Here is an 11,576-nt window from a genome sequence, read left to right as displayed (position 1 = left end):
TTACTCCCGCAGATAAGCAACTTTTATGGAGAATTTTCAAGCTAAAAGCAGGAACACATCTGAGACTGCGACTGAAGACTGAAGACTGAATACTAAATAATGAATCCTTAAAAACCCTATCTTTACACGATCTAAAATATAAAAGACCAAAGAGAACATGTTACACCTTCAGTTAGAGACCGATCCACGTTGGGTGGACATTGTGGAAAGCAATATCGAGGAGATTTTAACCGATCACGCGTGGTGCGAACAAAAGGCTGCCACCAATGCGATTACAATTATTACCCATAATTCGCAATATCCCGATTTGGTTACCGATTTGTTGGAATTGGCCAAGGAAGAGCTGGAGCACTTTCAAATGGTACACGAAATCATCAAGGCGCGTGGCTACACTTTAGGCAGAGAGCGCAAGGACAGCTATGTCAACGAGCTCTATAAATTCATGAACAAAGGAGGCAACCATTTACAAAGCATGGTGGATCGTCTGTTATTTTCAGCAATGATCGAAGCCAGAAGTTGCGAGCGTTTCAAACTCTTGTCCCAAAACATAAAAGATCCAGAACTCTCAAAATTCTATTATGATTTAATGGTAAGTGAGGCCGGTCATTACACGCTGTTCATTAGTTATGCCAGAAAATACGGGAAGGAGATCGATGTGGATAAGCGCTGGAAAGAATTGGTGGCTTTTGAAGGCGAACTCATCAAGAGTTACGGCAAAAGTGAAACCATACATGGGTAGCTTGCCCTATCAATTGCAAAAAGGTTTGAACTTGTGAGCGTCAATAGACAGATTGGGAATCGCTCGTTTTGGCTGAGCTCAATAGAGTGGCTTTTAGACTCTATAACTAGACTTGCTTCCAATAAAAAATTAAGTTGTATATTATTATGGTTTTTACCTATTTAGTATCATAATTACCTCAAGATCAGATTTAAGATGCTATAGATATCAACTTAATTTTACAATGCTAACAATCAATTCATGAAGAATCTACTAATTACCGGACTTTTACTATTATTCGTTAGCTTAAGTAAGGCGCAAACTTTCAATACGTTTTATGCCGAAGTGGTTGCCAATATTTCAGAAAGCAATCTGCTTTCCGATTTGACCACTTTTGAAAAATTTGGGGTTAAAACCGTAGGTTCCCCTGCATTGACCCATACCGAAAATTGGATAAGCCATCGCTATGAAAGCATGGGATATACCGATGTGGTGTTACAACCTTTTACCTACCGTAAAGGCAGCAGCAATAATATCATTGTTACCAAAACAGGAACGATATACCCGTATACGTTTTTGATTATCGATGCGCATTACGACACCATCAACGGCCCAGGCACCAATGATAATGGCACAGGAACTGTGTTGCTCTTGGAAATGGCGCGACTTTTAAAGGACGTTGAAACCGAGTATTCCATAAAGTTCATTCATTTTTCTGGAGAGGAAGATGGCTTGATCGGGAGTAAGTTTTACGTAAAAAATACCGTCGTTCCAGAAAACATGGATATTAAATTGGTGTTTAATATTGACGAAGTAGGAGGTGTTAGTGGATTGACCAACGATACGGTTGTTTGTGAGCAGGATTTGGGGGCTCCTACCTTTAACAACGCAGCCTCTAGTGCTGCAACTGAAAGTCTGGCGATTCTTATGGGATTGTACTCCACCTTGAATACTCAAATTTCCAAAACTTATGGGTCTGATTATATGCCTTTTGAAAACAATGGCGAGATCATTACCGGCTTGTACGAAAAAAACATATCTCCAGTAAACCACAGCGCCAACGACAATCTCGAAAACATGGATGTGGGGTATTTTTATGAAGTGGTTAGAGGAGCCATTGGCGCAGCCATGGAATTTGCTGTGGCCTATGAAACTTCAAGTTTAGTAGAACAAAAATATTATGAACGCATCCTAAAAATTTATCCAGACCCTTCAAATAGTTACCTCAACATCGAATTTGATGAACCCTTGGAAGACGAGGTAGAATTTAAGCTTATGGATCGATTGGGAAAGGAAATTTACACAAAGACCATTTCCGAACAAAACTTTAGGTTTGCCACAGATTTTATAGCTTCAGATACTTACGAGGCTGTTTTTAAAATGGGAAATAAGCGTTTTGTGAAAACGGTGGTTGTAGAGTGAGATGAATTACGATAGACAATCGATTGACGATTGACGATTGACGATTAACGATTGTTGATTGTTGATTGTTGAATCAACAATATTGAATATTGAGAATCGAAGTTAAAATTAAGACATTAACCACCTAATAATTTTTGATTGTTCAACTTTGAACTTTGAACTTTGAACTTTGAACCTTGAACCTTGAACCTTAAACTTAGAACCCCCCTAATCCCTGATCAACGGCATCGTGCTGCAACGCAACAAACCTTCTTGTTTTGAGATTTCGGCATAAGGCACTTCTTCCACCGTAAATCCTTGTTGTCGCAACCATGCATTTAGTCTCGTGAAGCCTCTTTCAGAAATAATGACGCTTTCAGAAATGGAAAACACATTAGAATTCATGTGGTACATTTCCTCTTTATCGATAATGAAACAATTTTCTTTTCCGAAGACATTGAGCAACCATTCAAACTCTTCAACATTTAGGAAGCCTTCTTTATGCAAGATGGCTTTATTTTTGCCAATAGGCTGAAAACAGCAATCCAAATGCAGTGCGTTATCCATGGCGTTGGTTTGTGATTTCCTCAAATCGAAGCTCTTGACTTTTTTATGCGGAAAGGTTTTTTTGATAAATTCAACCCCTTGGGTATTGGTTCGCGCCACGATAAAATCTGGATAATCTTCCGCAGTATAGGTGCCAATGAAGATGTAATCATTCCACAAAATCACGTCACCGCCTTCAATGTGCACTTCCTTTGGCGGACGAATTACTTTTTCTGGATCCACTTGATCGATCACGTATTGAATGGCATCCAACTCTTCCTCACGATTGGGCAAGATGTTGGCTTTCACAAACACATCGTCAATCACAAAAGCAATATCACGTGAAAATATCTGGTTGCAATCTGCAATCAGCTCTGGCCTGTAAACCGTCACGTCATATTTTTCAAAAACCTTGGCGACAGCCTCCATTTCCTTGACCATATCGGCTTCCACGGGATAAGTGCCCGCTTTGATATGCTCCAAGGATTTTGGATCATAAGCCTCCTCAATTTTTGGGGTTGGCCCATTGCTGTTTGCAGTGCCTAAAACAACTGCTCGCAAGCGGGAAGTTTCGTTCTTGATGTTTAGTTTTATCATGGGATAAATATATATATAAAATTGCCTAGAAAAAATCTCGAAATATGCTTAAAAAAGCAAATTCAAAATCGTTCTAGGCAATTTAGAATAGAATACTATTTAGCGTTCGCTAATATCTTTAAATGGTCTGTGGTTTTCTCCAACATAAACTTGTCTTGGTCGACCAATTGGCTCTTTTTGCAAACGCATTTCACGCCATTGTGCAATCCAACCTGGTAAACGCCCCAAGGCGAACATTACCGTAAACATATCTGTTGGGATTCCCATTCCGCGGTAAATGATACCCGAGTAAAAATCGACGTTTGGATAGAGCTTACGATCTACGAAATACGAATCTTCCAGAGCTTCTTTTTCCAATCCCTTGGCGATAGCCAAGATTGGATCCTCAACACCCAATTGATCCAAAACATCATCTGCTGATTTCTTGATGATCTTTGCTCTAGGGTCGAAATTTTTATAAACGCGATGCCCAAATCCCATTAAACGGAATGGATCATCTTTGTCTTTGGCCTTCGCCATATATTTTTTAGTATCGCCACCATCTGCCTTAATGCCTTCGAGCATTTCAAGTACTGCTTGGTTTGCGCCACCATGAAGTGGTCCCCAAAGTGCAGAAATACCTGCGGAAAGTGAAGCGAATAATCCTGCATGTGATGAGCCCACAATCCTTACTGTAGAGGTAGAGCAGTTTTGCTCATGATCGGCATGTAATATCAAAAGTTTGTCCAAGGCATTTACCAAAATCGGATTCTGGGTATATTCTTCATTGGGTTCCTTAAACATCATTTTCAAGACATTTTCAACGTAACCTAAAGACTTATCTCCGTAATCCAAAGGCAAGCCTTGCTTCTTACGCAAAGTCCAAGCCACTAAGACTGGAAATTTCCCCATGATTTTAACGATGGCATTGTACATATCTTCTTCAGACTCGACATTTACCGAGGACGGATTAAAAGCCGTGAGTGCGCTGGTAAGTGATGATAGCACACCCATTGGATGGGCGGTTTTTGGAAATGCATCCAAAATTTTCTTGATATCTTCATCAACCACTGCCTGTTTCTTGATATCGGTATAAAACTTATCGAGTTTTTCGCGTGTTGGCAGCTCTCCAAAAATCAACAGATACGCCACTTCTAAAAAGTCTGCCTTCTCCGCTAGTTCTTCAATAGAATAACCTCTGTAACGCAAAATTCCCTTTTCACCATTTAAGAAGGTAATGGCACTTTCGCAGGAACCTGTATTTTTGTAACCAGGGTCAATAGTTGTAACGCCTCCTGTTACACTTCTAAGCGTTTTTATATCTATTGCGGTTTCATTTTCTGTTCCTGTAATTAAAGGAAATTCGTACTTTTTACCGTTAATTTCTAACGTAGCTTTATCTGACATATATGTTAAGAGTTTAATTTTTATGCGGAACGCTAAGTTACAAAATATCCAAGGATTAGAAAAAACTATTTAAACGGTTTTAACACTTATACTGCACTGTTGCTCTGATGAGAATCACAGAGCATAATTTGATTGTACCGTTTTGATAAACACTGCGCTTTTTCAGTTGACTTTTTTCATATTTATGTTTAAAGAAAACTGAAAATCAAGCGTCTAAACTTACAAACTATAGCAACCCACTGTTACCAGTGTTTGTTGATCAATTTGCGAATACCTTAATGCGCTCTGAAAATCCTAAAAAGACTAAAGGTTACTTAAAGGAAGATTTCTGTAATTTCATTTTAAACCGTGATCAAGTCTGTGGTATTTTGGTATTAATCCTATTTTTGCAAAAACTTTTTTGTCATGCGTTTTTTCCTCATTTTGATTCTTCTTTTAATCTCCATGTCCTGTTTTTCACAAGTCATCAATATTGAAACACTTCGAAAGGCATCAGATTCGGCCAAATGGTCGGGATCGGTGGGTTTGGATGTGTCCCTAATCAAGAATACCAACTCGATTTTCCGCATTGCCAACAAAGCCCATGTGCAATACAATGATCAATTCAATTCATGGCTGTTTGTAAATGATTTGAATTTTGAAAAGGTAGAAGGCAATTCTTTGGTAAATAAAGGCACCCAACATTTGAGATACAACCGAAGATTAAATCAATGGCTCAAGTGGGAAGCTTTTGCCCAATCCCAATACGATGCTATTTCCGAAATTGATTTTAGAGGCTTGCTGGGCATGGGGCCAAGGTTTAAGTTAAGCAGTGACGAGGATTACAGGTTTTACTTGGGTACTTTATTGATGTATGAATATGAACAAGCTACCAATGTGGTTTCCAATCGTATTGAGAAAGATATTAGGGCAAGTGCCTATTTGTCTTTCAGCTTATATCCCACTGAGAGCATTAGCATTATCAGCACCAGTTATTATCAGCCAAAATTAAAGGTTTTCAAGGATTACCGTTTTTCCAGTAATACAGCGATCCTTTTCAAAATCTATGAGGATTTAGCGTTTAAGACCAACTTCAACTTTATTTATGATGCCTTTCCTGTAAGTACAGCGGTACCCAGCACGCAATATGAGTGGACCAATGGAATTTTGTACTCGTTCTAAATGGGATTGAGTTTGTGGATTGTGGGTAGTGGGTGGTGGGTAAACTAAAAAAAGCCCAAACGGATCATACGTTTGGGCTTTCAAATACTCTTATTTTAAATATTAAGATTTGATCTTGAAGGCGTTATTCTGCGGAAAGTAAGCAACTTCTGCCAACTCTTCCTCTATACGTAACAATTGATTGTATTTCGCCATACGATCACTACGTGACGCCGATCCTGTTTTGATTTGACCTGTGTTCAAGGCAACTGCAAGATCTGCAATGGTGTTGTCTTCGGTCTCACCAGAGCGGTGTGACATTACCGAGGTGTAACCTGCATTGTGAGCCATGGTTACGGCCGCAATAGTTTCAGAAAGTGTACCGATTTGGTTTACTTTAATCAAAATGGAGTTTGCGATTCCATTTTCAATGCCTCGTGACAAACGCTCCACATTAGTGACAAATAAATCATCGCCTACCAGCTGCACTTTATCGCCAATTTTATCGGTTAGGTATTTCCATCCCTCCCAATCGTTTTCATCCATACCGTCCTCAATGGAAATGATTGGATATTTAGCGGCCAATTCAGCTAAATAATCTGCCTGCTCATGGCTTGTTCTCACTTTGCCATTACTGCCTTCAAACTTGGTGTAATCATAAGCACCATCCACGTAAAATTCTGCAGCAGCGCAATCTAGGGCGATCATAATGTCGTCGCCCAGTTTATAGCCAGCGTTCTCCACTGCTTTTTTTATGGTATCCAGAGCATCTTCGGTACCACCTTCCAATGTTGGGGCGAAACCGCCTTCATCACCAACAGCAGTACTCAATCCTCTATCATGCAATACTTTTTTCAGATTGTGAAAGATCTCCGTTCCCATTTGCATGGCATGTGAGAAATCCTTCGCCTTTACCGGCATGATCATAAACTCTTGAAATGCGATAGGTGCGTCACTATGAGAGCCGCCATTGATGATGTTCATCATGGGCACAGGCAAGGTGTTTGCTGAAACCCCACCAACATAACGATAAAGTGGCATTCCCAATTCTCCAGCTGCAGCTTTAGCAACCGCCAAAGAAACACCCAAGATGGCGTTAGCTCCTAATTTTGATTTGTTTGAGGTGCCGTCTAGATCGATCATGATTTGGTCGATTCTATTTTGCTCAAATATCGATTCACCCAATAATTCCTGGGCAATAATGGAATTGACATTATCAACCGCCTTAGAGACGCCTTTGCCCATATAGGCTTTTCCGCCATCGCGCAGCTCTACAGCCTCATGTTCTCCTGTTGAAGCCCCTGAAGGAACCGCAGCACGACCCATGATGCCATTTTCTGTTACGACATCAACCTCTACGGTTGGATTGCCTCTTGAGTCAAAAATTTGTCTTGCATGGATATTGATGATAATGCTCATTGTATCTGTTTTTTTGGTTAATTTCCTTTAATACATTTCTATAAGCTCTATAAGGCTTCTAGCCTTTGGAGACTTCTAGTGACTTGCTATGAAACAAATTTACAAAATAGTTGCTCCATTAAAAACTTCAGACTGTTAGATTTATGGTAAATAGGAACGACAAGGTTTGCGTAAAACAAAAATGTCAAGAATTTTAAAGCTTTCTTGACATTTTAGGATTATTTTTTTTGAATGTTTTCTATAAAGGCATCAAATAGATAGCTGGCATCATTAGGTCCTGGACTAGCCTCTGGATGGTATTGCACAGAATAGCAGTTTTTATGTTTCATTTTCATACCGGCGACCGTTTGGTCATTGAGATGAATGTGGGTGATTTCAAAATCTGGATGATTTTCGGCCTCTTCCCTATTAATGGCGAACCCGTGGTTTTGGGAGGTAATCTCACCTTTCCCTGTAATCAGGTTCTTAACGGGATGATTGATGCCACGGTGTCCGTTGTGCATCTTATAAGTAGAAATGCCGTTTGCTTGCGCGATGACTTGGTGTCCCAGACAAATGCCGAACAGTGGTAAATTTAACTCAATGATTTTTTTGGCCAACTTTTGGGCATCCTTCAAAGGTTCTGGATCTCCTGGTCCATTGGAGAGGAAGTAGCCATCAGGATTAAACGCCTGCATTTCCTCAAAGGTCGCGTCATAAGGAAAGACCTTAACATAAATATCGCGATTGGCCATATTGCGAAGAATATTGGTCTTGATCCCTAAGTCTAACGCAGAAACACGGTATTTGGCAGTTTCGTTTCCGAAGTAATAGGGATCCTTGGTAGAGACTTTTGAAGCCAATTCCAATCCATCCATATTTGGGAACTCAGCCAATTCCTTTTTTAAGGCCTCTAAATTATCAACCTCTGTTGTTATTACAGCATTCATGGCGCCATGGTCCCTGATATAGCCCACTAAGGCCCGTGTGTCTACATTTGATATTGCCAAAATATCCTGTTTGATGAAATAATTTTCCAGAGAATCATCACCGGCAGCCCTAGAATATTCATAACTGAAATTTCTACAGATGAGTCCGGCAATCTTAATGGACTTGGATTGGGATTCTTCTGTTAAGGTGCCATAATTGCCTATATGGGCATTGGTGGTTACCATAAGTTGCCCGAAGTAGGAAGGATCTGTGAAAATTTCTTGGTACCCTGTTGTTCCAGTATTGAAACAGACTTCCCCAAAGGCAGAGCCCTCTTTCCCTACTGCTTTCCCGTAAAAAATTGTACCATCGGCTAGCAAGATGAGCGCCTTTTTTCTTTTTAGATATGACATGTCTCTGTATTGGTTTTTAATGAATTAAAATGAACTATACTAAATTCAAAAATTATTTATTAGCTATTGCATATTCGCAAAATTCCATAAAAAAAAGGATAATCTAAAATAGATTATCCTTTATATTTTTAATGCTTATTAACATCTATTCTTCTTCTTTAGGCGTTTTTTTCGTTTCTTCCTTAGAAGCCGTCGTTTCTTTCGAAGCTTCTGTATCAACAGGAGTGGTAGTCTCTGCAGTTTTAGTACCACCTCTTCTACTTCTTCTTGTTGATTTTTTATCAGGTTTGTTGACATTGTAGATCTCATTATAATCTACTAACTCAATCATTGCCATATCTGCATTATCACCAAGTCTGTTTCCAAGTTTGATGATTCTGGTATAACCTCCTGGACGATCTGCCACCTTTACAGCCACATCTCTAAACAATTCTATCACGGCATCTTTTTGTCTTAATCTTGACATTACGATACGTCTACTGTGAGTAGTATCTGTTTTGGATTTCGTGATCATTGGCTCAACAAACTGTTTCAAGGCTTTTGCTTTGGCAACAGTAGTATTGATACGTTTGTGCTCAATTAGGGAACACGCCATATTTGCCAACATTGATTTTCTGTGAGCAGTTTGTCTTCCTAAATGGTTAAATTTCTTTCCGTGTCTCATGACATTTTGTTTTAATCATCATCTTGCTACGATATCCGTTCGTCGGAGAGCAAATTATGAAGGGTTTATTTTTTGTGTTGATATAATGGATTATTTGATAATCGTTGAAACGAATATCTACTAATCTTTATCTAATTTATATTTCGCTAAGTCCATTCCGAAGTTAAGTCCTTTAACATTTACAAGCTCTTCAAGCTCTGTTAGGGATTTCTTACCGAAGTTACGGAACTTCATTAAATCATTTTTATTGAAAGACACCAAGTCACCTAAGGTATCTACTTCTGCTGCCTTCAAACAGTTAAGTGCACGCACAGATAAATCCATATCCACCAATTTGGTTTTCAACAATTGTCTCATGTGAAGGGATTCTTCATCATAAGTTTCGGTTTGTGCAATTTCATCAGCTTCCAATGTTATGCGCTCATCAGAGAACAACATGAAGTGGTGAATCAATATTTTAGCAGCTTCCGTTAAGGCATCTTTAGGATGGATAGAACCATCTGTAATGATTTCAAAGATCAATTTTTCGTAATCGGTCTTTTGTTCAACACGGAAGTTCTCGATACTATACTTGACGTTCTTAATTGGCGTGTAGATAGAATCTGTAAAGATGGTTCCAATTGCTGCTGACGCTTTTTTATTTTCCTCTGCAGCCACATAGCCTCTACCCTTTTCAATGGTAATTTCCATGTTAAGGTTTACCTTAGGATCAAGGTTACAAATAACAAGGTCTTTATTCAACACCTGGAAACCAGAAATAAACTTCTGAAAATCCCCAGCAGTAAGTTGCTTTTGACCAGAGATGGATATAGATACCGCCTCATTATCAACTTCGTCAATTTGACGCTTGAAGTTAACTTGTTTTAAGTTGAGGATCATTTCGGTAACATCTTCCACAACACCTGCAATGGTAGAGAACTCATGATCAACACTTTCAATTTTCACTGAAGTGATCGCGAAACCTTCTAAAGAAGATAACAAAACTCGTCGCAGAGCATTTCCTACTGTTAATCCATACCCAGGTTCTAAGGGTCTAAACTCAAATTTCCCTTCGAACTCCGTAGAGTCGATCATGACTACTTTGTCGGGCTTCTGAAAATTTAATATTGCCATATTGCGTTTTGTATCTAGTTATTATTTAGAATATAATTCGACGATATTCTGCTCGTTGATATTCTCTGGGATTTGAACACGCTCTGGAATTGAGACGTAAGTTCCTTGTTTGGTATCGTTATTCCAAGTGATCCATTCGTAGACGCTGCTAGAATTGGCTAATGAACTCTGAATAGCTTCCAAAGATTTAGATTTCTCTCTTACCGCAACCACATCACCTGCTTGAAGCTGGTAAGACGGTATGTTTACGATTTCACCATTTACGGTGATATGTCTGTGTGAAACCAATTGTCTTGCACCGCTTCTAGAAGGGGATAGACCCATTCTATAGGCCACATTATCTAATCGAGACTCACATAATTGCAACAATACTTCACCGGTAATACCAGGTGCAGAGGTTGCTTTTTTAAACATATTTCTGAATTGCTTTTCTAAAATACCATAAGTGTATTTCGCTTTTTGCTTCTCCATCAATTGGATTGCATATTCAGATTTTTTGCCACGTCTTCTATTGTTGCCGTGTTGTCCTGGAGGATAGTTTCTTTTTTCGAACGCTTTATCATCTCCAAAAATAGCTTCACCGAATTTTCGGGCTATTTTAGTTTTAGGACCAGTATATCTTGCCATATTTAATTGTTATTAAGAGAGTGATTATGAATTAAGGTCTTAATCTTATCCTTCGATAATCGTTGATCTCCCGGTTATACTTGTTAATTTTTTTCAATTTGCAAATTTACGCATAAAAAAATTAATATCAACTGCGCGCAGTTGATATTAATTTCTCTGTAAATCACTGTTAGACTCTTCTTCTTTTTGGAGGTCTGCAGCCATTGTGCGGTAGAGGGGTGACATCAATGATTTCGGTCACCTCTATCCCAGCATTGTGTAAAGATCTTATTGCAGATTCACGACCATTTCCAGGTCCCTTCACATACACTTTGACTTTCTTGAGTCCTGCTTCTTTTGCTACACCTGCAGCATCTTCTGCAGCTAATTGTGCAGCGTAAGGCGTGTTCTTTTTAGAACCTCTAAAGCCCATTTTACCTGCAGATGACCATGAAATGACATCTCCTTTTTTGTTGGTCAATGAGATAAGGATGTTATTAAAAGAAGCTGCGATGTGCGCTTCTCCTAAAGCTTCCACTATTACCTTGCGTTTTTTTGTACTTGACTTTGCCATAGTTTCTAGTTTATAGTGTTAGTTTTTAGTTGTTAGAATCCTAAACCTTTCAATTTCAAACAGATTCGGCTAACTTCTAATTACTAATGA

Annotated in this window: 11 protein-coding genes; 3 read left to right on the top strand and 8 right to left on the bottom strand. The window is 39.0% G+C overall.

The genetic code is table 11. The features are described 5' to 3' along the window. Window positions 1-157: 157 nt before the first annotated feature. Window positions 158-739, top strand: a complete 582-nt coding sequence (gene miaE, locus ESY88_RS14160) for a tRNA-(ms[2]io[6]A)-hydroxylase (protein ID WP_147087409.1) — start codon at window positions 158-160, stop codon at window positions 737-739. 240 nt (window positions 740-979) lie between these two features. Then, the gene (locus ESY88_RS14155; RefSeq protein ID WP_147087408.1) at window positions 980-2,140 is read left to right on the top strand and encodes a M28 family peptidase; all 1,161 of its coding nucleotides are present in this window, start codon (window positions 980-982) and stop codon (window positions 2,138-2,140) included. Window positions 2,141-2,347: 207 nt separating this feature from the next. Here the strand turns inward: ESY88_RS14155 and ESY88_RS14150 are convergent, their stop codons facing one another. Then, complete coding sequence (locus ESY88_RS14150; RefSeq protein ID WP_147087407.1) at window positions 2,348-3,262, bottom strand: dimethylarginine dimethylaminohydrolase family protein; 915 nt, start codon at window positions 3,260-3,262, stop codon at window positions 2,348-2,350. Between the two features lie 99 nt (window positions 3,263-3,361). Further along, window positions 3,362-4,648, bottom strand: coding sequence for a citrate synthase (locus ESY88_RS14145; protein WP_147087406.1), 1,287 nt, complete (start codon window positions 4,646-4,648; stop codon window positions 3,362-3,364). A 405-nt stretch (window positions 4,649-5,053) separates the two neighbouring features. On the opposite strand from ESY88_RS14145, the gene ESY88_RS14140 reads away from it, so the two are divergent. After that, window positions 5,054-5,809 carry a DUF481 domain-containing protein gene (locus ESY88_RS14140; protein WP_147087405.1) on the top strand — a complete coding sequence of 252 codons (756 nt, stop codon included), beginning with the start codon at window positions 5,054-5,056 and terminating at the stop codon, window positions 5,807-5,809. A 102-nt stretch (window positions 5,810-5,911) separates the two neighbouring features. On the opposite strand, the gene eno is transcribed toward ESY88_RS14140, so the two are convergent. From eno to rpsK, 6 genes are all read right to left on the bottom strand, one after another. After that, window positions 5,912-7,207 carry a phosphopyruvate hydratase gene (gene eno, locus ESY88_RS14135; RefSeq protein ID WP_147087404.1) on the bottom strand — a complete coding sequence of 432 codons (1,296 nt, stop codon included), beginning with the start codon at window positions 7,205-7,207 and terminating at the stop codon, window positions 5,912-5,914. A gap of 218 nt (window positions 7,208-7,425) precedes the next feature. Further along, window positions 7,426-8,529: a glutamine-hydrolyzing carbamoyl-phosphate synthase small subunit gene (gene carA / locus ESY88_RS14130; protein WP_147087403.1), complete on the bottom strand. Its 1,104-nt coding sequence runs from the start codon at window positions 8,527-8,529 to the stop codon at window positions 7,426-7,428. Window positions 8,530-8,674: 145 nt separating this feature from the next. Continuing rightward, window positions 8,675-9,193 (bottom strand): 50S ribosomal protein L17, encoded by a 519-nt coding sequence (gene rplQ, locus ESY88_RS14125; RefSeq protein WP_147087402.1) that lies wholly within the window; start codon window positions 9,191-9,193, stop codon window positions 8,675-8,677. A gap of 120 nt (window positions 9,194-9,313) precedes the next feature. Further along, window positions 9,314-10,306 (bottom strand): DNA-directed RNA polymerase subunit alpha, encoded by a 993-nt coding sequence (locus tag ESY88_RS14120; RefSeq protein WP_147087401.1) that lies wholly within the window; start codon window positions 10,304-10,306, stop codon window positions 9,314-9,316. 21 nt (window positions 10,307-10,327) lie between these two features. Continuing rightward, complete coding sequence (gene rpsD, locus ESY88_RS14115; protein WP_147087400.1) at window positions 10,328-10,933, bottom strand: 30S ribosomal protein S4; 606 nt, start codon at window positions 10,931-10,933, stop codon at window positions 10,328-10,330. 169 nt (window positions 10,934-11,102) lie between these two features. Continuing rightward, on the bottom strand, window positions 11,103-11,486 hold the full coding sequence (rpsK, locus tag ESY88_RS14110) for a 30S ribosomal protein S11 (protein ID WP_147087399.1): 384 nt from the start codon (window positions 11,484-11,486) through the stop codon (window positions 11,103-11,105). Between the last annotated feature and the right edge of the window lie 90 nt (window positions 11,487-11,576).

Source organism: Subsaximicrobium wynnwilliamsii, assembly GCF_007997225.1.
Classification (GTDB): domain Bacteria; phylum Bacteroidota; class Bacteroidia; order Flavobacteriales; family Flavobacteriaceae; genus Psychroserpens; species Psychroserpens wynnwilliamsii.
Note: the sequence above shows the minus strand (reverse complement) of the source record. Positions and strands in the feature narration are given on the sequence as shown.